General features: G+C 53.5%; 22 protein-coding genes and 1 tRNA gene. 14 read left to right on the top strand and 9 right to left on the bottom strand.

Features of this window, described 5'->3' with window-relative positions; genetic code table 11:
• Positions 1-51: 51 nt before the first annotated feature.
• Together grxC and ACMAY6_RS00665 are read right to left on the bottom strand one after the other, a co-directional pair.
• On the bottom strand, positions 52-312 hold the full coding sequence (gene grxC / locus ACMAY6_RS00670; protein WP_435213560.1) for a glutaredoxin 3: 261 nt from the start codon (positions 310-312) through the stop codon (positions 52-54).
• Complete coding sequence (locus ACMAY6_RS00665; RefSeq protein ID WP_435213558.1) at positions 312-734, bottom strand: rhodanese-like domain-containing protein; 423 nt, start codon at positions 732-734, stop codon at positions 312-314. The genes grxC and ACMAY6_RS00665 overlap by 1 nt, the downstream gene beginning before the upstream one ends.
• Before the next feature lie 154 nt (positions 735-888).
• On the opposite strand from ACMAY6_RS00665, the gene gpmI reads away from it, so the two are divergent.
• From gpmI to ACMAY6_RS00645, 4 genes are all read left to right on the top strand, one after another.
• Positions 889-2,430, top strand: a complete 1,542-nt coding sequence (gpmI, locus tag ACMAY6_RS00660) for a 2,3-bisphosphoglycerate-independent phosphoglycerate mutase (protein ID WP_435213556.1) — start codon at positions 889-891, stop codon at positions 2,428-2,430.
• 3 nt (positions 2,431-2,433) lie between these two features.
• Positions 2,434-3,594 (top strand): murein hydrolase activator EnvC family protein, encoded by a 1,161-nt coding sequence (locus tag ACMAY6_RS00655; RefSeq protein WP_435213554.1) that lies wholly within the window; start codon positions 2,434-2,436, stop codon positions 3,592-3,594.
• 69 nt (positions 3,595-3,663) lie between these two features.
• On the top strand, positions 3,664-5,067 hold the full coding sequence (locus ACMAY6_RS00650) for a S41 family peptidase (protein ID WP_435213553.1): 1,404 nt from the start codon (positions 3,664-3,666) through the stop codon (positions 5,065-5,067).
• A 444-nt stretch (positions 5,068-5,511) separates the two neighbouring features.
• Positions 5,512-6,279 (top strand): divergent polysaccharide deacetylase family protein, encoded by a 768-nt coding sequence (locus tag ACMAY6_RS00645; RefSeq protein ID WP_435213551.1) that lies wholly within the window; start codon positions 5,512-5,514, stop codon positions 6,277-6,279.
• Here the strand turns inward: ACMAY6_RS00645 and hisF are convergent.
• Genes hisF through hisB form a run of 4 tightly spaced genes read right to left on the bottom strand, consistent with a single transcriptional unit; the run spans position 6,243 to position 9,013 of the window.
• Positions 6,243-7,016 (bottom strand): imidazole glycerol phosphate synthase subunit HisF, encoded by a 774-nt coding sequence (gene hisF / locus ACMAY6_RS00640; RefSeq protein ID WP_435213550.1) that lies wholly within the window; start codon positions 7,014-7,016, stop codon positions 6,243-6,245. The two genes, ACMAY6_RS00645 and hisF, sit on opposite strands and share 37 nt — an antisense overlap.
• Entirely contained in the window at positions 7,016-7,759 is a 744-nt protein-coding gene (gene hisA, locus ACMAY6_RS00635) for a 1-(5-phosphoribosyl)-5-[(5-phosphoribosylamino)methylideneamino]imidazole-4-carboxamide isomerase (RefSeq protein ID WP_435213548.1), read from the bottom strand. The genes hisF and hisA overlap by 1 nt, the downstream gene beginning before the upstream one ends.
• A complete protein-coding gene (gene hisH, locus ACMAY6_RS00630; RefSeq protein WP_435213546.1) occupies positions 7,750-8,403 on the bottom strand; it encodes an imidazole glycerol phosphate synthase subunit HisH in 654 nt (217 codons plus the stop codon). The genes hisA and hisH overlap by 10 nt, the downstream gene beginning before the upstream one ends.
• A 4-nt stretch (positions 8,404-8,407) precedes the next feature.
• Positions 8,408-9,013, bottom strand: coding sequence for an imidazoleglycerol-phosphate dehydratase HisB (hisB, locus tag ACMAY6_RS00625; RefSeq protein ID WP_435216075.1), 606 nt, complete (start codon positions 9,011-9,013; stop codon positions 8,408-8,410).
• 127 nt (positions 9,014-9,140) lie between these two features.
• Between hisB and mutY the strand changes: the two genes are divergently transcribed.
• The 5 genes from mutY to ACMAY6_RS00600 all read left to right on the top strand — a co-directional run bounded on the left by mutY (position 9,141) and on the right by ACMAY6_RS00600 (position 14,914).
• Positions 9,141-10,199, top strand: a complete 1,059-nt coding sequence (mutY, locus tag ACMAY6_RS00620; RefSeq protein ID WP_435213544.1) for an A/G-specific adenine glycosylase — start codon at positions 9,141-9,143, stop codon at positions 10,197-10,199.
• A 41-nt stretch (positions 10,200-10,240) separates the two neighbouring features.
• A complete protein-coding gene (locus tag ACMAY6_RS00615) occupies positions 10,241-10,516 on the top strand; it encodes an oxidative damage protection protein (protein ID WP_435213542.1) in 276 nt (91 codons plus the stop codon).
• Positions 10,517-10,585: 69 nt separating this feature from the next.
• Positions 10,586-11,674, top strand: a complete 1,089-nt coding sequence (locus ACMAY6_RS00610) for an efflux RND transporter periplasmic adaptor subunit (protein WP_435213540.1) — start codon at positions 10,586-10,588, stop codon at positions 11,672-11,674.
• A complete protein-coding gene (locus tag ACMAY6_RS00605) occupies positions 11,671-14,781 on the top strand; it encodes an efflux RND transporter permease subunit (RefSeq protein WP_435213538.1) in 3,111 nt (1,036 codons plus the stop codon). Before ACMAY6_RS00610 ends, ACMAY6_RS00605 begins: the two co-directional genes overlap by 4 nt.
• 57 nt (positions 14,782-14,838) lie before the next feature.
• Positions 14,839-14,914 (top strand) — tRNA-Phe (locus tag ACMAY6_RS00600).
• 422 nt (positions 14,915-15,336) lie between these two features.
• Here the strand turns inward: ACMAY6_RS00600 and ACMAY6_RS00595 are convergent.
• Positions 15,337-17,709, bottom strand: coding sequence for a WD40/YVTN/BNR-like repeat-containing protein (locus tag ACMAY6_RS00595; protein ID WP_435213536.1), 2,373 nt, complete (start codon positions 17,707-17,709; stop codon positions 15,337-15,339).
• A gap of 510 nt (positions 17,710-18,219) precedes the next feature.
• On the opposite strand from ACMAY6_RS00595, the gene ACMAY6_RS00590 reads away from it, so the two are divergent.
• The 4 genes from ACMAY6_RS00590 (at position 18,220) to ACMAY6_RS00575 (ending at position 22,932) form a co-directional block, all read left to right on the top strand.
• Complete coding sequence (locus tag ACMAY6_RS00590; protein WP_435213534.1) at positions 18,220-19,095, top strand: FAD binding domain-containing protein; 876 nt, start codon at positions 18,220-18,222, stop codon at positions 19,093-19,095.
• Positions 19,092-19,589 carry a (2Fe-2S)-binding protein gene (locus ACMAY6_RS00585; RefSeq protein ID WP_435213533.1) on the top strand — a complete coding sequence of 166 codons (498 nt, stop codon included), beginning with the start codon at positions 19,092-19,094 and terminating at the stop codon, positions 19,587-19,589. The genes ACMAY6_RS00590 and ACMAY6_RS00585 overlap by 4 nt, the downstream gene beginning before the upstream one ends.
• A complete protein-coding gene (locus ACMAY6_RS00580) occupies positions 19,586-21,823 on the top strand; it encodes a xanthine dehydrogenase family protein molybdopterin-binding subunit (RefSeq protein ID WP_435213531.1) in 2,238 nt (745 codons plus the stop codon). The genes ACMAY6_RS00585 and ACMAY6_RS00580 overlap by 4 nt, the downstream gene beginning before the upstream one ends.
• A 245-nt stretch (positions 21,824-22,068) precedes the next feature.
• Positions 22,069-22,932 carry a DMT family transporter gene (locus ACMAY6_RS00575; protein WP_435213529.1) on the top strand — a complete coding sequence of 288 codons (864 nt, stop codon included), beginning with the start codon at positions 22,069-22,071 and terminating at the stop codon, positions 22,930-22,932.
• 80 nt (positions 22,933-23,012) lie between these two features.
• Here the strand turns inward: ACMAY6_RS00575 and ACMAY6_RS00570 are convergent, their stop codons facing one another.
• The gene (locus ACMAY6_RS00570) at positions 23,013-24,194 is read right to left on the bottom strand and encodes an aromatic ring-hydroxylating oxygenase subunit alpha (RefSeq protein WP_435213527.1); all 1,182 of its coding nucleotides are present in this window, start codon (positions 24,192-24,194) and stop codon (positions 23,013-23,015) included.
• 163 nt (positions 24,195-24,357) lie between these two features.
• Positions 24,358-25,698, bottom strand: a complete 1,341-nt coding sequence (locus ACMAY6_RS00565) for an NAD(P)/FAD-dependent oxidoreductase (protein WP_435213525.1) — start codon at positions 25,696-25,698, stop codon at positions 24,358-24,360.
• A 259-nt stretch (positions 25,699-25,957) separates the two neighbouring features.
• Here ACMAY6_RS00565 and ACMAY6_RS00560 point away from each other — a divergent pair, with 259 nt between their 5' ends.
• On the top strand, positions 25,958-26,416 hold the full coding sequence (locus ACMAY6_RS00560; RefSeq protein ID WP_435213524.1) for a BLUF domain-containing protein: 459 nt from the start codon (positions 25,958-25,960) through the stop codon (positions 26,414-26,416).
• The last annotated feature ends 97 nt before the right edge of the window (positions 26,417-26,513 follow it).

Raw genomic sequence — 26,513 nt, 5'->3', positions numbered from 1 at the left:
TTATTAAAAGTTAACGGTGTTGTTGAAAAAAAGATGGTGAAGTCTAACCCGTCAGGCCTGTCCCGACAGCATACTATCGAGACGCCCTTGCTGCTCGAGACCGAAAAGCTCGTCACAGCCACCAACGTGGACATTACCGATCCAAATTTGAGGGACACTAGTAGCACCGGCACGCTCTGCCATGGTGGCGCGCAGCGCCGGGTTCCCATCAACCGGTATTTCAGAGAACTCTGCTCCTTTCTTGTTAAGCAGTGCCTTGGCACCTGTGCAAAAAGGGCACCAGCGCGTTGTATACATAACAATTTCAGGCATCAGGAGCTCACCACTGGTAGTTTCATGGCATTCCACTCCATCATGCCGCCTGACATTTTTTGCGCTCTGGCAAAACCCGCATCTCGCAGCTGGCGTGTCGCAGTGCCCGATGACTGGCCCAGCTTACAAACTACAATGACGGGTTTGTCTTCACACCCTGAAAGCTCGGCTTTCCGAGTTCCCAATTGCGCCAGGGGAATATGCTGAGCATCGGCAATGTGCGCCTTTTTGTACTCTGCACCGTCGCGAATATCGAGAAAAATACCGCCCTCTCCGTTGACTAAATTAATCGCCTGCTGAGGCGACACTGCGGGTCCAGCTTTCCGGGATTCGTGCAGAAAAAGCATCGTTAGCGTCGCCGCCAGCCCGAGTAGTAGGAGCCACTGTTGGGCGAAAAATTCTAGTAAAAGGTCTAATTGCACGGTTGTCTCGAGAGGTGACGGGCACCCGCTGTATGCGGCGCTGGCGCAGGAGTATAACGGTTTGCTTCGTAGCGCTCCAGCGGGGTTTATGGGCGTAGTGGCGGCGGCAGGGTTACAATGGCGTTTTAGCTCAAGATAGAGGACCCTCAGGATTATGAACAAGGCCGAGCAAGGACCCACCCTTTTAATCATTCTGGACGGATTTGGCCACCGTGAGGACCCCAGAGATAATGCCATCGCAGCGGCTAGCACTCCGACTTGGGATCGACTGTGGCAGACAGCGCCAAAAACGTTGATCTCTGGGTCGGGGCAAGATGTGGGCTTACCCGAGGGTCAAATGGGTAATAGCGAAGTGGGACACATGAGCCTAGGGTCTGGACGCGTGGTCTACCAGTCGATCTCGAAAATAGACAACGCCATAGCCGACGGCACCTTTCACACGAATCCAGTTTACTGTCGCGGTATTGAATCGGCGGTCAGCCAAGGTACGGCTGTACACATTATGGGGCTGCTGTCTGCGGGCGGCGTACACAGTCATGAGCGTCATATTTTTGAGATGGTGCGCCTGGCGGCCGCTAAAGGGGCTACCGAAATTTATTTGCACGGGTTTCTCGATGGTCGAGATACGCCACCTCGCAGTGCGGCATCTGCGCTGCGCGCCGCTGAAGAGGTTTTTGAGCAACTCGGTGTTGGCCGATTGGCCACTATCACCGGGCGCTATTGGGCGATGGATCGTGACCAACGCTGGGATCGCTTAGAAAAAAGCTATCGGTTGTTATGTTTGGGCGAAGCCGAACATTCAGTAAACTCATCCGCAGCGGGGTTAGACACCGCCTATGAGCGCGGGGAAACCGATGAGTTTGTAGCCCCGACGCGCATTGGCGAGCCGGCGGTGATCGCCGATGGTGATGTCGTGCTATTCATGAACTTTCGCGCCGATCGAGCTCGCCAATTGACTGAGGCTCTATCCCAAAAAGACTTCAGCGGTTTCCCACGGCCGTCTGCGCCCGCTATAGACCTTATTTGTACCACCGAATACAGCAGCCAATTTAGCTGCCCCGTCGCCTTTCCCCCCGATGTTGTTGACGATAGCTTTGGTGAGGTCTTAGCCGACAAAGGTTTGTCTCAACTGCGCATCGCTGAGACCGAAAAATATGCCCACGTTACGTTCTTCTTTAGCGGCGGACGTGAAGCACTTTTTGACGGCGAAAAACGAATACTTATACCTTCGCCAGATGTTCCTACCTACGATTTACAACCTGAAATGAGTGCCGTGGCAGTCACCGATGAAATTGTGAGCGCCATCGAAAGTAAAAGCTTTGATTGCATTATTGTTAATTTCGCCAATGGCGACATGGTTGGGCACACGGGTGTCTTCGATGCTGCGGTTGCCGCCGTGGAAACTCTGGATGCTTGCCTCCATAGAATCGAGAAAGCCATACTTACCGCAAAAGCACAGGCCCTCGTAACAGCAGATCATGGCAACTGTGAACAGATGCGTGACTACGCCAGTGGTCAAAATCACACGCAACACACCACGGAGCATGTACCACTTGTTTACCTTGGGAATCACCGTCCAACGCTGCGTCAGGAGGGCGGCATTCTCGCCGATGTTGCGCCCACCTTGCTCAGACTGATGGGTATTGAACAGCCGAGCGCCATGACCGGCACCTCACTGATTGTGTCTGAACGCTAATTTATGACGCCGTTACCGATGAGCTGGATACTACCGTTGGCCATTGCCAGCATGCTGGCCATCATAGGCACTGCCAACGCACAGAGCACCCAAGAGCAAGAGACCCAGGCGCAGCTGAAAGCTCTGCAAATTCAGATTAGTGAAATTCAAAACGGGATCGTAGAAAAACAAACCAAAAAAGATGATTTACAAACCCGTCTTGCCGACGCGGAAAAGTCTATTGGTGAACTAGAGAAGCGGCTTCAGAGTATTGAACGGAAAATTCGCAGAGAACTCCCTCGCCTCGCGGCTCTTGAAATGGAGCGCGATCGGCTACGAGATGATGTCGCTGCGGAACAAACGAATATGACTCGGGATTTCAGGGCCCTCTGGGCGCTCCGAGAGGGTGGCGGGTTACGCATTCTTTTTGGCGACCAGAGCCCCAACGAGATGGCACTCAACCTTGCCTATTTTGATAAGGTGCTGCGTCAGCGCAGTGATTCGGTAGCTCGCTATCGAGCCTTGCTTACGCGCACCCAAACCAACGCCGATGCGTTGCGAATCTCGCAAGCTGAACTAGCGCAACAAAGCGCTGCCCTGAAACAAGAACGCCAGCGCGCGGCAGGATTGCAAAAAGAGCGCAGACTAGCCCTGTCTGCTATTGAAGCGTCTTTGTCCGACGATACGACCCGCATGGCGCAGCTACAGCAGGACCAGACCCAGCTGACCGATCTACTTAAAGAGCTGGAACAACGAATCAGCCGCCTCAACACACCCAGCCCCGCGATTTCTTTTCAAGAGGCCAAAGGGCAAATGGTGTTTCCTGCAAACGGGAAGGTCAGTAACCGCTTTGGTGCTTCTCGAAATTCAGGGGACATGCTCTGGCGAGGCTGGTTAATTCCCGCACCCGAAGGCAGCAATGTTCTTGCGTTGCACTACGGTAGAGTGGTCTATGCTGACTGGCTGCGGGGTCAAGGGCTTTTGCTTATCTTAGATCACGGTGAGGGTTACTTCAGTTTATACGGGCAGAATCGGAGTCTGCGCCGTGAGGTAGGGGATTGGGTAATTCCCGGTGACGTTATTGCGACAGTAGGCGCAAGCGGCGGGGCCCTTGACCCGGCCCTGTATTTTGAAATTCGCAGTGCAGGCGAGCCCGTTGATCCGGGTCGGTGGGTTAAGCGCTGATCTGCAACTCCAGCTAGACACCACAATCGGGTACCATAACGGTCTCATTATTCAGGACACAGACGCCTCATGCGGTCTCTCCCCTTTGTTACGATCACGATGCTTTTGGCTGTTTTTGCAACTACCGGCTACGGACAGCCTGCAGAACCCGCTGCAGACACAGTCAGCCCTGCCATTGAAGCAGCCAGCACCTCACCCAAAGCGACAGAGCCCAGCTCTGACGCCTCACAAGGTGCGTTACCGCTTGCTGAGCTGCAGACCTTTGCGGACGTTTTTCATCAAATACGTGCCGGTTATGTGGAAAAAATCGACGATAGCAAACTGTTCGAATATGCCGTGAGAGGCATGCTTGAGGGACTGGACCCACATTCTGCTTACCTCACTAAAGAAGACTACAGCGATCTGCAAACGACCACGGAAGGTGAGTTTTCTGGGCTGGGTATCGAAATTGGACGCCGGGGCAGTTACATCGAAATCATAGCGCCTATTGACGGCTCACCCGCTGTAGCGGCAGGCCTGCAAGCCGGCGACGTGATCCTCAAGCTCGATGGCGAGTCGGTCAAGGGTATGACCATTGATGAGGCTGTTCAGCTGATGCGAGGCCCTATTGGAACGCCTATCGATCTAGAGATTGGTCGTCGCGGCCAAACTGAGCCCCTAGAGATCACCGTAGTACGAGATGCTATTAAAGTGGCCAGCGTTCGATCTCGAATGCTAGCGCCTCATTACGGCTACCTGCGTATTGCCCAATTTGGCCGACCGACGGGAGAAGAAGCCAGCAGCGCTTTAAATGACTTGTTTCTGGAGGGTCAACTCAAAGGACTGGTGATAGATTTACGTAATAACCCCGGGGGAGTACTCGGTGCCAGTGTGGCTGTCTCAGATCTATTCATGGACAGTGGTCTGGTTGTTTACACCGAGGGTCGACACCCCAGCTCGAGGGAGCGTTTTGAGGCAACACCCGGTGACCGCCTAGCCGGTGCACCCATTGTTGTACTTATCAATGGTGGCTCTGCCAGCGCCTCTGAAATTGTCGCGGGCGCCCTGCAAGACGTTGGGCGTGCTGTGATCATGGGCACCCGCAGTTTTGGCAAAGGATCGGTCCAAACGGTATTACCCGTTTCCGAGACCCGTGCGGTAAAACTCACCACCGCGCGCTACTTCACGCCGACTGGCCGTTCTATTCAAGCAGAGGGTATCGTGCCTGATATTGTGGTGGAACGGGCTCGCGTTACGAGTATCGAGGGACGGCAAATGAAAGAGTCGGACCTCAAGGGAAGTTTGAACAGCAGCGCAGACGCCAACCCTCAGGACGCAGGCTCTGAAAGCGAGTCACTGGCCGATTTGAGGGAGGGTGATAACCAACTTTATGAGGCGCTTACCCTTCTGCGCGGGGTCAATCTCTTGGTGAAACGCAATGTGGCCCCGCCTGCTGACGACCAAAACAACGCGGATCTACCACCCACCGAATAAATAGACTCCTGTTCGAGCGGGGAAAACCGCACCGCAGCGGTTATCCCACCCAGCCCGCAGCCTTTTATCCAGCCCACGGAAGCTTTTCGAGGCCCTGTGACGCACCCTGCCTACCGCTCTCCAGATCCAATCCCACAGAAAAATCTTGCCAAAAATCAAAGCTATCCACAGAGTTTTTCAGACTACTTTGTCCGGCAATAATACTAAAATACAGATGTGAGTGCTCACTTACGCCAAATAAACAGGTTTTACACAGGTTCTTATCGCCAAGTGGCGGTTGCATTCCAAACATGAGCGGCATATCTTGGGTTATAAGGTCAAAGCAACCCCTAGATATAGGGGCCAATTGACGTTCCAAAACGCTCAAAACCCCGGCAAACGTCGGACTTATACACTGATTCTGCAAGCGATGGAGTAAATGCCATTACAGTAAAGCTGCACTTAGTGGGGGTTTTACTCATTGGAACTTTAGCCAGTCAGTGGCTAGAGGCAGCAACCTGCCCCCTGCATCGCCACGGCAATCTCGCGGTCATCATTGACGATCTGGGCTACAACCTCGATACCGCTCAAGTAGCCGCGGCGATACCCGCCCCCTTAACAATGTCTGTCATTCCGGGAACACCTTACGCCATGGAAGTCGCGGATCTCGGAGCAAAACGCGGCAAAGAGGTCATGCTGCATATGCCGATGGCTGCGGTACGTACCCAAGTGTCAGATCCTCTTGTTTTGGACAGACAGCTACCAGTTGCTGACATCAGTCAGCGGGTAAGAGAAGCCCTGCAATCGGTACCGGGTGCTGCTGGCATGAACAATCACATGGGTAGCGCACTGACCACCAATCGTCGCGCGATGGATGCGCTAATGTCAGAGTTGGCAGCTCAGGATATGTTCTTCATTGATTCAAGAACCACCGCGGAAACCGTCGCTAGAGATGCGGCAAAAGCCCAAGGTGTCCCCAGCGCCTCCAGAACCGTATTTCTTGACAACAAACCAGAACTGGCCGCAGTGGAACGTCAAATAAAAGAAGCCGTTCGTCGGGCGCTGGTAGAGGGGTATGCCATCGCAATAGGGCATCCACACCCCGCAACACTGACAGCACTGAGTCGAGCATTGCCGCGTTTACCGGCAGATGTCACCGTTGTCAGCGCGTCACAAATCGCGCGCTGTCACGAGAATCATCGACGAACCTCGATGCCCCGCGCGGCGAGATAATCCTTGGCTTCCGGGATCGTAAACTCTCCGAAGTGAAAAATACTGGCCGCCAACACAGCATCTGCTCCACCCTCGGTGATTCCATCGGCTAAATGGGCCAGCGTGCCAACGCCACCTGAAGCAATTAGGGGGATATCAACAGCTTCGCTGATCTGGCGGGTAATGGTAAGTTCAAAGCCATCACGCGTTCCATCGCGGTCCATGCTAGTAAGCAAGATTTCCCCCGCACCCTTGGCTGCCATTTTTCGGGCCCAAGCTACCGCCTCAATACCCGTCGGCTTACGACCACCATGGGTGAACAACTCGTAACGAGGGTGCTCTTGATCGCCACTCACTCGCTTTACGTCCATCGCAACCACAATGCACTGCGCACCAAACCGCGCCGCTGCAGCCTCAACTAGGTCGGGATTATGAATAGCGGCTGTATTGATGCTGACCTTATCAGCGCCGGCATTGAGCAACGCCCGAATATCACCCACGGCGCGTATACCCCCTCCAACAGTAAGCGGAATGAAGACCTCTCGAGCAATACGCTCAACGGTTTGTACCGTGGTGTCGCGCTGCTCGTGACTCGCAGTAATATCGAGAAAGGTTATCTCATCGGCACCCTGTTCGTTGTAGCGCCTAGCAATTTCAACCGGATCACCGGCATCCCTAATGCCTACGAAATTAACACCCTTAACAACCCTGCCTTGATCAACATCGAGGCAGGGAATAATGCGACGCGCTAGAGGCATTAATCAACGCTCTGCATTGCAGCAACACAAGCCTGTGCTTCTTCCAGATCCAGAGTTCCCTCATAAATAGCCCGCCCGGTTATTGCCCCCATGATGCCCTGGCGCCCATATTGGGCAAGCATTCGGATATCGTCGAGGTGGGAAATCCCCCCAGAGGCAATAACTGGAATAGAGGAGGCTTTGGCCATCTCTAACGTGGCCACAACATTGACACCTTGCATCATTCCATCTCGATCAATGTCGGTATAAATAATCGCGCTGACACCCGCCTGCTCAAAGCGCTTGGCAAGCTCTGTGGCCTGAATATCGGACACTTCCGCCCAACCATTGGTCGCTACCCAGCCATTTCTCGCATCAATACCCACCATGATCCGCCCGGGGTATTCTCGGCACGCAACCCGAACCAAGGCAGAGTCTTTGAGAGCAGCAGTGCCAATAATGATCGACTCAACGCCCAGAGCCAGATAACGCTCGATTGTCCCGAGGTCACGGATACCGCCCCCTATTTGAACCGGCATATCCCCCGTAGTGGCAAGAATCTCAACGACGGCGTCATCATTGACAGGCGTCCCCTCAAACGCGCCGTTTAAATCAACAAGATGCAGTCGTTGCGCACCTTTGTCGCGCCAAATTTTGGCCATGCCCGCAGGGTCATCAGAAAATACCGTGCTTTGCTCCATGAGGCCTTTGCGCAGGCGCACACACTGTCCATCTTTGAGGTCTATCGCCGGTATTACGAGCATGTTCCGTCCCATGTCAGAAAGTTTGAGAGCAGCTGCAGCCCCGCCAAGTGGCTTTTTTCAGGGTGAAACTGCACGGCAAAGAGGTTGTCTCTAGCCAAGGCTGCGCAACCCGTCACACCATAGTCGAAACTGCCTACCATTATCGAGGGGTTGCGGGGCTCAACCCAATAACTGTGCACAAAATAAAAGCGCGCGCCATCTTCTATGCCCGCCCACAGTGGGTGAGGCTTGGTTTGCACCACTTCATTCCAACCCATGTGAGGTACTTTTAGGCGCTGGCCCTGCTCATCCTGCAGGCCTGCGCCAAAGAAATTAACTCGGCCCGGAATAAAGCCCAGTGTGTCTACACCACCATTCTCCTCCGAGTGATCGAGCAACGCTTGCATACCAACACAAATCGCCAAAACCGGTTGATGCGCTGACGCCAGCGCCGCCTTCAATAATCGGTCGCAGCCCAAGCGTTTAATTTCTGCCATGCAGTCCTGAATAGCGCCGACACCCGGAAAAACAACGCGCTCGGCCCCAGCAATGACGTCGGGATCATGACTGACCACAACGCGGGGGGCTCCCGCATGCTCCAATGCAGACGCAACCGAATGCAAGTTACCCATTCCGTAATCGATAACAGCGACATAACTTGTCACGGCGTCAGAGCGTACCTTTTGTGGAAGGCGTGATACCCGCCATCGCCGGATCGGCGGTAAGCGCCATACGCACTGCACGGCCGAAGGCCTTAAACACCGTTTCAGCTTGGTGGTGCGCGTTGTGGCCCCTTAAATTATCGACGTGCAAAGTCACCAAGGCGTGGTTGACGAAGCCCTGAAAGAATTCCACGAAGAGATCGACGTCAAAAGACCCGATCATGCCCCGAGTGAAAGGGACCTCCCAGACAAGCCCCGGGCGCCCCGAAAAATCGACTACGACCCGTGATAGTGCCTCATCTAAAGGCACATAAGCGTGCCCATAGCGCGCTAAACCCGTCTTTTCACCCACCGCTTTGTAGAAGGCTTGGCCAAGGGTAATACCAATATCCTCCACCGTGTGGTGTCCATCGATGTGCAGGTCGCCTTTGGCTATGATTTTCAAATCGATCATGCCGTGACGGGCAATCTGATCCAACATGTGCTCGAGAAAGGGAACGCCAGTATCAAATTCCGTCTGCCCTGAACCGTCGAGGCAGAGATCAACACTAATGCTCGTCTCCAAGGTTGTTCGCTCGACACTAGCGCTTCGAGGCGTCGTTACCGTAGCCATGACCTGTGCTCCTGGGAAATAGATGCCACTTGGGCTGTTGCGCGTTTGGCGCGCTACAATGGCAGTCATTGTATCTGAGAAGCGCTCGCCGTACATGTGATCAATTGCCGAGCTTAACGGTGAGCCGATGCCAACCATGACCTCTTTTTCCTCAAGACTTCTAAACTGGTTTGACCTTCACGGGCGCCATGATTTGCCCTGGCAGGCCTCTAAAACCGCCTATCGGGTGTGGCTGTCAGAAATCATGCTGCAACAAACCCAAGTGCAAACCGTTATTCCCTACTTCGAAAGGTTTCTTGTACGGTTCCCGTCAGTGGAGGATCTTGCAGAAGCCCCCGAAGATGACGTGTTACACCTGTGGACAGGGTTGGGGTACTACGCCAGAGCGCGCAACCTGCACCGCGCAGCCAAACTTGTCGTCAGCGATTTTCAGGGACAATTCCCTCAGGACCTAGAGGGCTTACTCAAACTTCCTGGAGTTGGGCGATCGACAGCTGGAGCGATACTCAGTCTTGCCATGGGCATTCGAGCACCGATCCTCGATGGCAACGTCAAACGCGTATTGGCAAGACACAATGTTGTATCGGGGTGGCCAGGCACCACAAAAACGTTAAATAAGCTTTGGGCACTCGCTGAAGAGTACACCCCCACCGAACGTGTGGCGGACTACACGCAGGGGATTATGGATTTGGGCGCAACGTTGTGCACTCGCGGTACACCGCGGTGCCAAGACTGCCCCCTCACCAATACCTGCCAGGCACGCAGTCGTTCTGAACAGGGGCAGTTCCCCGGGAAGAAACCTAGGAAAACCTTACCAGAACGTGAAACTTACTTTGTCATCTTTCAACAGCCAGATGGCTCTGTGCTAATGGAAAAGAGACCTCAACAAGGTATCTGGGGAGGACTGTGGTGTTTTCCCGAAACTCACAGCAGCGACGAGTTACCCGCCAATCTTGCGATCTTGAGCGCCCTGACTAAGAAAGCAGGCATACACCTAGACCCCATCAAACACAGCTTTAGTCACTACCGGCTAACCATACGCCCCATCCTGCTCAAGATTAACCGAGCACCCGAAGGTGTGGCTGAGGTAAACTGCACTCAGTGGATTGATCCGCAGGAGCCTAACAAAATTGGTTTACCGGCCCCGGTCACCCAAGTTTTAAGTACTTTGGTGCTGCATCAGTAACCCCACATATCACTAATATTGAGCACTTAGGGAGCCTCACCATGACAAGAATGGTGTTTTGCAAACATTTTGGCGAGGAATTGGAGGGCCTTGAGCGGCCGCCACTGCCGGGCCCCAAAGGACAGAAAATTTTCGAGCAAGTGTCAAAAAAGGCTTGGCAAGCCTGGCAGGCCGAACAAACGATGCTGATCAACGAAAAACAATTGAGCCTGATGGACCCTGAAGCGCGTAAGTACCTGCAAGACCAAATGGACAAGTACCTCTCAGGCGAAAACTACGATCGCGCCGAGGGATTCGTGCCCCAGCAAGACGACTGAACTTCAGTCAGCAGCACGCAACACTTTTATGAGTGACTTTTACCTGACAGCTCAACTTCGGATCTACCCATGCGCATAATTTCGTGGCTCATTACTTTGCTTGTTTGCCTTTTGGTCACCGGCGGTCTCGCTGGCTTCAAGTATCGGCAAGTCACCGACGCCATGGCCATGGCCGCCAGCTTTCCGCCGCCTTATTCCGTGGTGACTTCTACCTCAGCACAACAGCAAGAGTGGACTGCCGTCCGGCGCCTTACCGGTACCGTGAGGGCCCCGGAATTCGTCGAACTAACCGCCGAGGCTACTGGACGCATTGTCACACTGGGCGCGCCCGCCGGTGCGATTGTTGCGAAAGACGACGTGATTGTGCAGCTATTTGATGAGGACCTGCGAGCACAGCAGGAGGCTTTGAACGCAGACCTTAATCTTGTGAAGCTACAGCTGGAGCGCACCCGGCAACTCAGAAATGAAGGGATGGCCTCACAAGACCAACTGGATACCCTAGAAGCCCGTGACTTGAGTCTCAAAGCACAGATAGCGGCAACCGAGGCTCAAATAAGTCGGCTATCCATGCGCGCACCCTTTGCGGGAAAACTCGGCATCTACACCCAGTCTTTGGGGGATCTCATGCAGGCTGGAGATCGGCTCACTACACTGAACGGTATGGGTGAGACACGCTGGATCGACTTCAAAATACCTCAGGGCGTTGCTCGAGTCGCGGTAGGCGATACCGTCAGATTGCTGTCCTTAGATAAAGAAATGATTGGCGAAGCCAAAATCACTGCCGTCGCAGATGCCTTAAGCACCGGGCTACGCGCCTTTGATGTGCGGGCCGAAGTCGTCAACGCAAAACTTCGCCACGGCGAACTCGTACTGATAGAAGTCAGAACCCGGCAACCTGAAGTTGTCTTTACATTGCCTGCGCCCGCGGTGCGCTGGGATACCGAGGGGCCCCACGTTTTCGTTTTAACGGCGGGTGAACCCGACGCCTATGTTCCCCTCGAAGCTCAACTCCGGCGTATCACCGTTATCGGTGAGCGTCGCGGCACCGTCATGGCTCAGGGTGATCTGCAGATAGGCGATCAAATTGCCGTCAAAGGTGCCTTTAAGCTGAGTGATGGCAGCCTCGCTAAATTGGCCAGTGTGAGCACTGGCCAATGACTGAGCACCCAGAAAGCAGGGCGCGATGGACCGATATTTTCGTTCGCAGGCCCGTAGTGTCTGTTGTGCTGTCTTTGGCAATGCTTTTAATCGGGGTCCGGGCTGCCACGACGTTACCTGTGATTCAGTACCCAGTTATTGAGAGCGCCTCTCTGGAAATTAATACGTTTTACTCGGGCTCCAGTGCTGAAACAGTCCGTGGATTTATCACTGAACCGATTGAACGAGTGGCCTCCAGCATCCCTGGCGTTAACTATGTTGAATCGACAACAACAGCGGGCCGCAGCCTGGTGAAAGTTTGGCTAAAACTTAACGAAGACAGCACTGACGCGCTGGCAGAGCTCAACACGCGACTTAGCCAAATCCGCTTCGAACTGCCTGAGGGCGCTGAAGATCCCGCCATAGAAATCGTCCGGGCTGACAGCCCCTATGCGAGTTTTTATCTAGCGATGTCGATACCTGAAGGGGAAACTAGCTCAAGTATTACCGACCTCATGCAGCGCGATGTACTGCCTAGACTGACGTCGCTACCCAATGTTCAGAATGCGATCAACTCGGGCATCCGACCCGCTATGCGCATTTGGGTCGATACTGCAAGGATGGCAGCTTTAGACGTAAGCACCAGCGACATCCAAAACGCGTTGCGCCAAAATAACGTCATTAGCACCTTGGGGCGCTCTCAAAATAGCTTGCAGCGCATAAACTTGGTGACCAACACAGAGGCCAAAACTCCCGAAGACTTCGCCAATATTTTGCTTCGGACAGACGGGAATGTGGACATCCGCCTTGGGGATATCGCTCAAGTCATTGCAGGGTCAGAGGAACAAACCCAGCTTTCGCGCCACACGATGCTCGACGTTGTTTTTATAGGCATTTATCCCGCACCGGGCGCTAATGAAATTGCTGTCGCCGATGCGTTATACGCCGAGGTCGATGCCATTAACGAAACTCTTCGGGAGGATCTCGAATTCTTTATCGCGTTCGACGTCACGCGGTACATGAGAACTTCGTTAAAAGAAATTTTCATCACCCTCGGGGAAACGATCTTCCTTGTCGGGTTTGTCGTTGTCGCACTCATGGGGTCACTGCGCACAGCAATCGTCCCACTGCTGACCATTCCTATCTCATTGCTTGGGGCAATGGCCGCCATGTCGCTCATGGGGTTCTCACTCAACTTGCTCACCATACTCGCCATTGTTTTATCGGTGGGGCTTGTGGTCGACGATGCGATTGTTGTCGTTGAGAATGTGGCACGCAATCTCAGGCAAGGCATGACCCGTCGTGAGGCCGCATTGCGTTCTTCACGTCGCCTGCTAGCGCCCATTATTGCGATGACCCTGACACTCGCGGTGGTATATGCGCCTATCGGCCTTCTCAGCGGACTTACCGGCGTTCTCTTTAAAGAGTTTGCTTTCACCCTGGCCATCGCAGTTTTAATTTCGGGCGCGGTGGCGCTCACGCTCTCTCCCATTATGAGCGCTTGGGTCTGCCCCTCTCACGGCGAAGAAACGAGAACGACACGTTGGGTTAATCGTCGTTTTGATATCACGGCCAACCGCTACGCACGCATCGTCGATTTTTCAATTCGCTTCCGCTGGCAGCTAATTTTCACGGGCATTTTCTTTAGCCTTCTCACTGGGCCGCTTTACCTCCTGTCACTCAAGGAGCTGGCACCCGTGGAAGACCAAAGCGGCGTCACGGTCATTGCTGACGCCGCACCGGAAGCCGCCATTGAAGATACCTATAAGGGTATGAATCAGGCGGTAAAGACCATGGGTTCCTTTGAAGGGGCAACCGAAATTTGGCAAATGATCATGCCTTCAGCCAGTTATGGCGGTCAGGACTTCACGGACCCCGGGGACCGCAGCCAATCGATTCAAGACATGCTTTTTTCCATGTATGGCGCGCTTCAGGAAATCCCCTCTCTTAGTGTTTTCCCGGTCGCTGATTCAGATCTACCTTCACCAGGACAATTTGATGTTGAGGTGGCTATTGCCGGTTCAGATGATGCCCAGACCATGCTGCCCTATGCTCAGGCTTTGGTACGTGCTGCCAAAGAGTCAGGGCTGTTTTTATTCGCAGATACCGATCTACGGGTCGATCTGGTTGAAGCTCGCATAAACTTCAACAAGCAGCGGCTAGCCGATCTAAATATGAGTCTTGATGATGTTGCACGGCAAGTTGGGCTGCTGAATTCAGAGGCCTACATTACCCGATACGATGACCGCGGCAGAGCCTATCGTGTCATACCCAAAGTTGCGCAGTCAGAGCGAGATTCTCCAGATGCCATTTTAGACTTTCCCATTCGCACGTTAACGGGAGAGCTTATTCCTCTCGGTGCTATCGCGACCTTGGAGCGCACGACCTCGCCGAGAGCGTTAACGCGCTTCCAGCAAAAAAATGCCTTCAAAATCTTTGGTGGCGTAATTCCTGGAACCACCAAAGAACAGGGCCTCAGCTTTATCGAGAAGAAAGCTGCAGAAATATTGCCGAGTCACTACATTCTCGACTACACCGGCGAATCAAGAGAGCTTCGCAGTGAAGGCAACACGCTATTGGGTGTTCTATTAGCGGCTATGGCCCTGGTATTTTTCGTTTTAGCGATTCAGTTCAACAGCTTCCGCGACCCACTCATTATTTTACTGGGCTCAATTCCACTCGCGCTCTTTGCCGCACTGTCTATTACCTTCGTCAACCTCACCACGGTCAATATTTACTCCCAGGTAGGCCTCATTACCCTCGCTGGTCTAGTCGCAAAAAACGCGATCCTGATTGTTGAATTCGCCAATCAAGCCCAACGTGAAGGTCTCGATAAAATCGCTGCGATCCGTGCCGCTTCAGTGGGCAGATTGCGTCCGGTGCTGATGACAACGGGTGCGACGGTGTTGGGACACTTACCGCTGACCTTAGTTACTGGTGCAGGTGCGGAAGCCCGAAACAGCATCGGTTTTATTTTGGTGGTAGGCATGCTCATCGGCACCTTTTTTACCCTTGTGCTGCTGCCCGCCATTTATGCGGTATTAGCTTCTGACCACCGCTACGATGAAGAGGGGGCAAAGTCGGGACAGCCAGAGCCCATGATCGAAGGCTCTGCGAATCTGTCTTGACCTTCGTGCTATCCACAGGTTTAATACGCGGCCTCCGTAGTTGCCCAACACTACATTGCCCAGGTAGCTCAGTCGGTAGAGCAGGGGATTGAAAATCCCCGTGTCGGCGGTTCGATTCCGTCCCTGGGCACCATCCAAAAGTTACCCTCACAACACTAGCGCCTGAATATCGGCAACGAAATTCTGCGTTGTGCAGAGTATGCCATTGAACTTCCTACCGGCAGTCCCTGTGCCCAGCACAATTGTAGGCCACTCACTCCCTCCCCCCCGCTGAGCGCCCGAGTTTGCGGCATAGCATGGCGGCAGAAAACGCGGGGTTCATAACAAGCTACCCACTGAGCCATTCGATGGCAGTGCAAGTTAGTTTCCTCTGTTCTGTGATGAAAGGCAGCCTGCTGCGAATCCGCGCGACTACCGTAAGGTGTCGCTAAAATAGCTGCGGAAATATTCAAGGCAGTTTGTCTGCCAACTACCACAACGCCAACGTCATAAAAGGTCTATGGGCTGAGCTTCAAAGCCACGCGTTAACCCTCTTTGGCACGCTAGGCGTTGAACTCAATGCCTCTGAAAGGCGAGGCCTGCCCTAATCAGTATTAGCAACATCAATAACCCCAAAAGCATGGGCGGCAAAGTTGGAACAGGCTTGGGCCCAGCTGGGGCAACAATCTCGATGGTCGCGGCAATAGGTCCACCGATCAAATAGAAACTGTTGGGCGCTGAAACTGCCAGAATTATGCAATCCCCGGATGACTGCATGGTAACTTCGACACTGTTCAGCAACGGCACTGTGCAGACCGCTGGCGTACTGGAAACGTAAGCGATCACGGGCTGTGGATCCACCAGTGTTTGCGTTGTAGACGCAGCAGGAGACAGGATAAATGTGTCGCCCGCTATGAAAGGCTCTGAATCCTGAGGATCGAAGACTAATCCGGGCTTAGTCCGAACTCCAGTGCTTGGCGTTGTGATATGGAGTACTGACTGGATAACAGGTACTGCTGGCAAATAGTTGTCGTCACCGGTCTGAGAGGCCTCAATCTGACACGCTCCCAAGCCATCTACCGTTAACGTTGTGCCACTGAGACTACAAACCCCGGGTGACAGCACTTGGTAGGATACCGGCAGACCCGATGACGCCACCGCCAGCGGTGAAATGGCGTAGGTTGCGCCCAATGCACCATCCTGGAATATCGGATTCTGCACTGGGAAATCAATAATCTGCGCCTGCTTGGCCGGCACCTGCAATTCGATCGCCTGAGTTACAGCAACCGCAGGCTCCCAAGTGCGGTCACCGGCTTGAGCCGCCGTAATTAAGCAAGTACCTACAGCCCGCATGGTCACAGTTGTGCCAATGACACTGCAAATATTTGCACTCTCAGACGTATAGTCGATAGCCAGTCCTGAGCTCGCGCTAGCCACGGGGCTTAGCGCAAAAGTGCCGTTAAGGATGAAAGGCTGTGCGGCTTGGGCTGCGAAGGTTATCAATTGTGGACGCGGCAGAATCTCAATGGATGCCGCCAGTGGCCCACCCTCTTCATAAAACTCATTGGGGATAGACGTCGCGGTAATAGAGCAGGTTCCCACATCCAGCATAGTGACATTGACACTGCCTCTTAGCGGGATAGAGCAAACGTCTGGGGTCGCAGAGCCGTAAACAATCTCAGGCTGCGGATCGACCAAGGTTTGAGTCGTGGTCGCCGGTGGCGTCAGTGCAAAAACACCGCCAGGCACAAACATCTCTGAGTCCTGAGGATCGAACACCAATCCGGGGTTAGTCCGAACCCCAGGCCCAAGGGCTGAAATCTGTAGGATCGACTGCGTCACTGGCTCAGCCGGATAATAGGTACTGTCGCCGGATTGCGATGCTTCAATCTTACATTCCCCGCCTGAAATCATGGTTATTGTCGTACCGCTAACTGAACAAACCCCCGGGGAGAGCACTGTGTACGTGACGGGCAGACCGGAGGATGCAGTCGCATCTGGGCTCAGAGGATAGGAGCCTGACGGAGCAAATGACTGATAAAGCGGCGCTTGTGCATTGAAGTCAATTACCTGAGGTAGTTTGCCAACGGCCACGTCGTACAGCAGGCGAAAATTTGCCGTTGGGCTGGTGGCGGCTGCCCAAGTCACACCGTCACCACTAGTGAGTATCACGCCTTCGTCACCCACAGCGACATAACGGACTCCATCATAAGCCACGCCCCAGAGGTCATATGGGGTGGTGCTCGCTCGTTGCGTCCAGGTAATCGTGTCTAGGCTGGTGAGAATCGTCCCTCCTTTTCCCACCACCACGTACAAGTTGCTGCCGTTATATACAACATCTTTCAAATCATTGGTGACCCCACTGGTTCGGCTCGCCCAAGTCCTTGTTCGTGGATCGTCGCTGGTCGCAATTGTCCCTTTATCTCCCACCGCTACCCATAAACCATTGCCATATTCGATGCCGTAAAGTTGCTCTAACCTTTTCGAGGGAGCATGTTGTGTCCAATTCGTGCCGTCCGGACTGGTTAATATCAAGCCCCCTTGTGATGAAGTGCCGGACAGCGTGAAGAGGTTGGTCGAATTGTAGGCAAGGTCCAAAAGTGTGAAGGAATAGCCGCTACTCACTGAAGTCCAATCAGTACCGTTGGGGCTTGTTACAATGCGCCCGTTGTTTCCGGATACAATCCATTGCCCTCCAGCATAAGCCGCGCTCCACAATTGGTCCGAGTTTCCGCTGACTGCTGCGGTCCATTCTTGGGCATTGGTACTGGTAGAAATCGTCCCTTTGCTACCGGCAGCAACCCACTGGCCACTCCCGCCGGAGCTGACGCCGCGAAGCGTTTGTGAAGTATTGCTGGTGGCTGCGGTCCAAGTATCACCATCGGCACTGTAAAGAATGACCCCCCTGTCACCAACAGTGACCCAGCCCGCAAGGGCCTCAGGCTGCATACCCAATAGCAAGCATACAAAAAAAATGGGGCGTAACTTTTTTAAATGGCACATGTTCAAACGATAACCAATCCGTTGATTAAAGTGGGTCTCTAAGCTGGGCCACTCAAGTTGAGGCTTAAATCGCCGTCAGCTTCTCCGACAGGATGTTTATTTAACATATGTTGAAACAAATTTAAATTTTTTACTTGTGCCACTTCAACTTCGAGTTCGGCAATCTCGCGACAGCGTAAAAATCAGCATCTGGTTGATCTTTGACATCTCAAGCGCGCCGATAACCGCTAACCACGCTAATGCCATAAATTCAAAAATGTTTAGTCACTTTTTAACGCTGAAGAGCCGGCCCCGCCCTGTTGGCTAAAGCGTGAAACCAGCGTAGCGACATTTGGTTTTAGGATAGCTCCCACTTCAGCGCACCCTAAATACAGCACGCGCAAACGTAGGGTTTACCCAGTAGTTAGGTAAGTTATCCTTGGTAGACTTCGTTGATCAAAGACATAAGGAATTTGCATGGCTGTTCAGGAATTTGTCGCGCCGAAGTCTCTGCCCGAGGCCCAAGGTATTTTTGCCAACGATAGCAGCGCCTCATGGCTGGCGGGGGGAACCGATTTATTAGTCGGTATACGCTTGGGAATGCGCGACCCCAGTCGCATTATTGATCTGAAACAAATTCCAGAATTAATGGCATTAGACGTCAGTGGAGATTCAATCCTCATCGGTGCCGCGGCCTCCGCCTACGACATTTTGCACAACAGCGAGATCGGTAGCCTGTGCCCCGGGCTGGCAGATGCTTTGGATTTGATCGGCTCTACTCAGATTCAAGGGCGTTGTTCCGCCGGGGGCAACCTTTGCAATGCCTCCCCCGCCGCAGACAGCATTCCAGCCCTTATTGCCAACGGTGCAGTTTGCAGAATTTTAGGTAGCTCGGGTGAGCGACTTTTACCCGTAGAAGACTTCATTGTAGGCCCGGGTCAAAATGCGCTGAAGAGCGATGAACTGCTGGTACAGCTCGTATTACCCAAGCCGATGCCGGCTACTTCTGATGCCTATTTAAGACTAACCCCCAGAACCGAAATGGATATTGCGGTGGCGGGCACTGGAGTCTCAATAACGCTAGATACCGCAGGTATCTGTACCGCAGCACGGGTTGCCATTGGCGCCGTTGCCCCAACGCCGTTGCTCGTTGAAGCCGCAGGACAAACATTAGTTGGCTCAAAGCTGGAGGACGATGCGATTGACAGTGCCGTTACTGCAGTCCGGGCCGCAGCAAGTCCTATTTCAGACAAGCGCGGCAGTGCACAATATCGCACCCACGTTGTGGGAGTGCTCGTCAAAAGGGCTATTCAACGCGCTCAGGCACGAATTAACGCGGGAGCAAAGGCATGAACACATCACTCAACAAACTTCCTATACAGGCCGTCATTAACGGTGAGCCCAAAATGTTCTTGGCCGCTCCCGGGCAGGTTCTAGCCGACGTGCTGCGGGACGAGCTCGAACTCATAGGCACCAAGATTGGCTGTAACACCGGTGATTGCGGCGCCTGCTCTGTTCTCGTCAACGATAGACTGGTGTGTTCCTGCCTTGTGTTGGCTGCTGAGGTTGAAGGTCAGTCCGTACAAACGATCGAGGGTATTGCCGACGGCGCGGTGCTCCACCCCGTACAACAAAAGCTATTGGAGCATGGCGGGCTGCAGTGTGGTGTTTGCACTCCTGGTGTTGTCGTCGCTGCCAAAGCGCTGCTCGATAGCAACCCCAACCCCACCGAAGAGCAGGCCCGGTACTGGCTTGCAGGCAATCTTTGTCGCTGCACCGGCTACGACAAAATTATTCATGCGGTGCTCGATGCAGCCGAAGCCATACGTGAAGGAGCCGCCTCATGAATGCCAAACAGGAGTTCAAAATTGTTGGCACCCGGCCCATTCGCCCTGATGGCTTAGACAAAGTCACCGGGCGGGCGCGCTACGGTTCAGACCTCAACATGCAGGGCCAAATCTACGGGCATATTCTGCGCAGCCCCCACGCCCATGCCAACATTAAGAGCATCGATTGCAGCAAGGCCCTCGCAATGGAGGGTGTCTTGGCGGTCATGACAGGAGATGACCTCGCCGAGCCTGGAAATACCGTTTTAGGCAGTGGGGAAGGCGCCATCGCGCTGAAAGACTTAATTCCCATGGTGATGTCCCAAGGGAAAGTCTTGTTTCACGCCCAAGCGGTTGCTGCGGTGGCGGCGACAACATCGGCACTGGCGGCCGAAGCAGCAGCAGCCATTGAAGTTGTCTATGAGGTGCTACCCGTCGTTACAAATTGTCGCGATGCCCTCGCCGACGACGCGCCTATTTTGCACAGCGACCGATTTCCCGATGGCAAGCCCAAAGAACCCACTAATCTGGCGGCACACATTACGATGCAGGTCGGTGAACCCGACGCCGCTTTCGAGCAGGCTGATGTGATCGTCGAGCGCACCTATTCAGTACCCATGTGTCACCAAGGCTACATTGAACCCCATGCCTGCGTCGCACAAGTCGATGCCGCAGACCGGGTCGAGCTTTGGTGCTCTACGCAAGGGCACTTTAACGTGCGGCAATACACCGCAGGGGTTACGGGTATTGGCCTTGGCAAGATCCGCGTAACACCCTCGGAAATTGGCGGTGGCTTTGGCGGTAAAACCACCGTTTATCTAGAGCCCATTGCGGTTTTACTGGCTAACAAGTCTGGGCGGCCGGTAAAAATGGTTATGGATCGTGGCGATGTATTCCGTGCAACTGGCCCGGCACCCGGTGCCGAAACCCGAGTTAAGCTCGGTGCTACCAAGGACGGTCGACTCGTAGCGGCCGATGTCGATTGCCTCATGGATTCTGGAGCCTACAACGGTAACCCCGCAGGCATTCCTGCCTTTATGGCGACCGCCTGTTATAAATTAACTGATGCGCGCTCTTCGGGCCGTTCGGTGTATACCAACAAACCAAAAATACATGCCTATCGAGCACCCAGCATGCCTCAGGTCACTTTGGCCTTTGAATTAGTGATGAATGAAGTGGCCGCTGAGCTGAAAACCGACCCCCTAGAATTTCGTCTCAACAACGCAGTAGAAGAAGGCGACGTCAATATGATGGGCGCCCCCTACAAACGCATCGGCCTTCGTGAATGCCTAGAGGCGGCACGCAGCCACCCCCACTACCAATCGTCTGTTGCAGACGGCGCGGGTCGAGGGATTGCAGCAGGGTACTGGATTAACGCCGGCATGCAATCGAGTGCCACGCTTAACGTCAGTCCCGATGGCAGTGTATCGCTTCTCACGGGCAGCCCGGATATTGGCGGGTCCCGAGCCTCCATGGCAATCATGGGCGCTGAGGTGCTGGGTATTCCTATTGAATCCATCTACCCCCAGGTTGTCGCAACCGATGCCGTGGGGCACTGCGATGTCACTGGCGGTAGTCGTACAACACTGGCCACGGGCCAGGCGGTAATTCAAGCTGCAGATGAACTGGTGGCAGAGTTGTGCCGTCGAGTTGCCTTAGAGTGGGATGTGCCAAAAGATGAAGTCATGTGGTCAGATGGTGCTGCGCATCATGGTGAGAAATCTTTAAGCTTCAAAGACCTTGCGAGCCGCGCCAGCACCATGGGCGGGCCACTTACGGTATCAAGCTCCCTCAATTCGACCAGTGCCTCACCGGGCTTTGGCGTACACATCTGCGATGCCGAAGTCGACAAAGAAACGGGCCGTACCACCATTACCCGATATACCGTTATTCAAGATGCCGGTAAGGCCATTCACCCAACCTATGTGGAGGGCCAAATGCAAGGAGGTGCCGCCCAAGGTATTGGCTGGGCACTCAATGAAGAATACGTTTATAACGATCAAGGCGTATTGGAAAATGCAGGCTTTCTTGATTACCGCATTCCCGTGGCTTCAGACCTTCCTTTCATCGATACGGTGATTGTTGAAGTCCCAAATCCATTGCACCCCTATGGTGTGAAAGGAGTGGGTGAGGTCCCCATCGTGCCGCCCATGCCCGCTGTAGCGCAGGCAGTGTTTGATTCTGGCAATATCAGAGTAATGGATTTGCCTTTAAACCCAGCCAAAGTTGCGGCCGCAATCATTGAAGGCTCATAGATAAAAAAACGAGCAGCATCGTGCTTCGATGATGATGCCGCATTTCACCAACGATGGGCTTGAGCACAAGGCTCACCAAAGCGCCGATATTTATTGAAGCGAGGCGCTAATATCCTTTAGCAACTCAAAGCCTCAAGGAGCAGCGAGTACCGAAGAACTTCTCAAATAGAGCGTCCATACTCGCCGCAACTTACGTGAACGGCTGACAACCCAATTAAGGTCTAATAATGACGGGGCCCCGCTACATGCTATTAAGTGCCCTCGCATTTGCGTTAATGGGGGCCATGGTCAAAATTGCCAGTGCAGAGGATTTGCCGCTCTTGCAGATCATCTTCGTGCGGGCCCTTGTTTCCGTCCTTTTGTGCCTTATCGCTATCCGCCGCTCGGGTTCGCACCCGCTGGGTCGTCAACGAGGACTATTGTTAGCACGCGGGGTGGTCGGGTTTCTGGCACTGACTGGGGTTTTTTATGCCTTTATAAACCTGCCCTACGCACAGGCCACCGTGCTGCAATATTTGCACCCGGTCTTTACCGCGGGCCTCGCGTTCTGGTTTCTCGCCGAGCGCCCCACTCCGGCCACACTTATCTGTATTGCCCTGAGCCTTATGGGATTGGGCTGCGTGATATACCCTTATGTCCAAAGCACCAGCACCTCGGTTATGCCAATAGCGGCGGTGTTGGCGGGGCTTGGCGGTGCCCTTGGCAGCGGCATTGCTTACACGCTGGTAAGGAAGCTGGCGGCCACCGAGCACCCCTCGGTCATTGTTCTTTATTTCCCGATGGTTTGCGTACCCGCCACGCTGTTACTCGGGGCCGGGGATTTCATCTGGCCCAGCCAAGTCGGCTGGTTAACGCTTCTAGGTGTGGGCTGCTTTACCCAGCTCGGCCAAATTTCTCTCACCAAGGCCATGCAAACGGACTCCGCAAGTCGAGCTACCAGCTTGAGCTACCTTCAAATAGTATTTGCAGCAGGTTTGGGTTGGCTTTTATTTAAGGAGGTTCCTGCCACTGCTACAGTAATCGGTGCCGCGTTTATACTTCTGGGCGCATTAATCAGCGCGGCGCTACAACCCAACTCGGATAACAAGCGAGCTTCAAACACAGCCTAAACAGAGAGGCATAGGGTTGCTACGTGCAATGTGACGCCGGATCAATCAACTGCGCCGGCAGCAAGAAGCAGGCTCGCCGCCTATTGGTATCCCTTAGCAAACCACTGATGGAAATGATGGGTGGGACCATCCATCACGGGAGAGAAAATGCCGCCGTTAAACGCACTGGAGCCGCGGCCCCGCTGCATGCCTTCAACCACCGAGATATCTTCTGAAAACACTTGAGACCATGCCCCGTGCAAACTTCGACGCCTTTGCAGCGTCTCATCATCGAGAGCGTTAGCCCCCGCATAAAAAAACTGTAGCCGCTCCCGAGTTTGGTCCGGCGCTACCGAGGTTAAAATAATCGCAAAGAAATGATCGGCTTGCAGGCCCAGCAGCACATTGGGATACAACGACAAATATTCGCCTGTCTTGAGTCGCTCACCGTCCCAATTGGGGAAAGTTGGCAGTGGTGGGCCCTCACTACGCTCCAGGTCGTAGGTATGGGTGCCCTGCCCCGATGCCACCTCATCGACGATCAAATTGTAATGCTGCGCCAGAGGGGAGTAACTGTTGAGGCCAGGGTGAATCGAAGGCAGGTGGTAAGACTCACAGTAGTTCTCGACGGCCAACTTGTAATTGCAATTAACCCTAAGCTCAAGCGTGCCAAAATCGCCGGGATCGTTAACCAATCGCTCAGAAAAATCATGACCTGCCAAGGCCTGCCAACGCTCAGTAATAGGGGCCAACAGGTTTTCTATGGGACATGCTTCACCGGATAAATTAATAAAAACCATCCCAAGATACTCGGCACTGCGCACCTCTCTGAGCGCATGTTCTCGGCAATCGAATCCGGCAATCTCGTGTATACCCATACCACCAATATTGGGCGTTGCCTTTAATTGCCCAGATAAGTCGTATCCCCAGCGATGATACGGACAACGAATCATCAATCCGGCTTGGGACGTTTCACAAACCAGCTGCATACCGCGATGGCTACAGACATTGTGAAATACCCGTATGCACCCCTCGGCATCGCGAACCATAAATAAAGGCAAGTCCATAAACATTATCGGCACGGTCACACCTGACCCGCAGACCTCACTGGAAAAGCTGAGTGCAGCCCACGTGCGTCCCAAGACATGATCTCTTTCAAAAAGCCAAAAATCACGATCTGTGTAAGCCACATTAGGAAGTCCAGTTGCTGTCTTAAGATCATTTGCTACCTCGATCACGGGATGGGCGTGGTGCCCGCCCTCAAAAAAGCTGCCATCGCTCATAGCGCTGACCTCCAAGAATTAGACGTAAGTTCATCAGTGAGAAATTTAAGCCAAGAACCCTGTAAGCGCCTTAGGCTAGGTGTTTGATCGGCGCATTTCTCACGCGCAAACAGCGCAATCCACTCGGCTGAGCTACTGCCCATGAAACTGCAGGGCCCCACCTTCAACTCCAAGGGAAAGGGCTGTTAGAGACTGGGTGTAAAGCGCCCTCTTCATAACGTGACAATCGAAAAGGTTTGAGCAGTTCAGGCAAGCCCCCACAAATTTTCTCGGCCACCAGATCACCCACACCTATCATTTTGTAGCCATGATTCGAGTCAGCAATAACGAAGCAGTTTTCGCAAACCTCATCAAAAACAGGAAAGCTATCTGGTGTAAAGGCGCCAATACCGCCCGAGGGCTCTCGCTTAAAATGCGGCGTCATTCCCGAGAAGCGTGCCTGACAGTGTGCCAAGGCAGACACCCACATATCGGCAAACTCGGGGCCAACCACAAACTCTGGGGAAGCTGGACCGTAAGGGTCTACTGCTACCTCATCCACGGGCTTGTCGATAATAAATGGCGCGGCCCCACCCTGCACGCCGCCAAAATGAAAATCGGGCTTGTAATAAATGCCCCACATGTCGTCGGTAATCAGCCGTCCATCTTCGTCAGAGTGTAAAGGAGCGTCAGTATCGACGTGGATGACAGGAGGCATTGCGCCGTCCTCGGTTACCTGAAGCTTCGGGTCCACACCCAGCGTGCCCTCTTGCAGAGACCAATAAACCCACATAGGAATATCTTTTGACACAACGCCCGTGTCTGGATTTTTAATCGAAACTGCTGAGGGCAGCTCGAGCATATCCCAAAACTTTGGGACCCAAGGGCCCGCAGCAACGACCACATAGTCGCAGCTTATTTGAGATTGATCGGTATCAACCGCAACTATTGCGCCCGCCCCGTCGCGCACCATTGCAGTCACTGAAATACCCGTGATTATGCGCACGCCTAAGGCTTCAACTTTAGCCGCCAATCCATACATTGCGCGACTGTTATTGGCGTAACCTCCAGATTTTTCATGCAGGACAGAGGTAATGCCCTGAGCCCGCCAATCGGGAAACAGGGTTTTCATGTAGGCCGCACTAGCGGCAGCGCCGTCGATAAAAACTGACTCGTAACCAATCGCCTGCTGCTGCTCATGAATTGACGCAACGTCCTCACGCATGGCCTCGCAGCTAATCTGCATATAACCCACCGGATGATAGCTGTAGGTCTCGGGGTCGCTCTCCCAAACCTTCACTGAGTGCGCCATCAGCTCCCGCATAGCCGGTTGATAATAATTGTTGCGAATAACTCCACAGGCAATACCAGTAGCCCCGGCACAAATTCCAGACTTGTCGAGAATGATAATGTCTGCACCGCTGCCACGACCACTTTGCTCCAGCCGTTGTGCAAGATGGTATGCGGTGCTGAGGCCGTGAATACCCGCACCAACAATAACGAAACGACTACTTTTAGGGATCATGGCACCACGCCCAATGAGTATCAAACGGAGAGGCTACGCCTGCCCAAAGGGGCTGGCAATACACCAATCTAACTAAATTTTTCGCGTCATAATTTCGCGTCTTAATAAAACCCGCTGTCGTGTATTGATGCCTGTATAACGCGGCCCTTTGAGCCGTTTGCAGGTATCTTTAGCCCAGTGGGTAGCTACGGTCAGGGTGTTCAGACTTTGACCTTAGGTGGCCTGCGTTGTTACTGTCAAAAAAAAGGAACTCACTCAAGTGACCGATTTATATCATCTAGCCTACGTCAGCGATGTCTTGCTTGAGACTTCTCAGGAAGAACCCGCGCAGGCGCACTTAGACGGTCAGTTACAAGAAATTCTTGCTACCGCCAAAAAAAACAATCAGGAAAAAGATTTGACCGGTGCCCTACTATTTTCAGGCAGTCATTTTGCTCAGGTACTGGAGGGCCCAGAAGCCGCCATCAACGAGCGGTTTAAGCTGATTTCACAAGACACACGACATCACAATGTCACTCCGCTGCTTTATGAGCCGGCGGGAGAAAGGCAGTTTAAAGGCTGGTCAATGGCGCTGTGCATGCCCGAGGATCTAGAATCGCTCCCCGCCCTAGTAAGATCTAAGCCCTCACCCGGAAGCGTCGAGGCCAGCGATCTGGGTAAAGGCCTTATCGCTTCTCTGGCGGCAGCTATCGGTAGACGGACCAATAGTAGCGTCTAACACCGGTTACTGGATTGTTGCCGTCGAGGTTTGTTAACAATAAAGGGCAGCCTCGGTTCTTGGTACTGCAGTGCTTGTAATCAGGACTTTTCACTGT

It is taken from the genome of Luminiphilus sp. nBUS_16 (assembly GCF_051201645.1).
GTDB lineage: Bacteria > Pseudomonadota > Gammaproteobacteria > Pseudomonadales > Halieaceae > Luminiphilus.
This window is presented reverse-complemented; position numbering and strand designations above follow the sequence as displayed.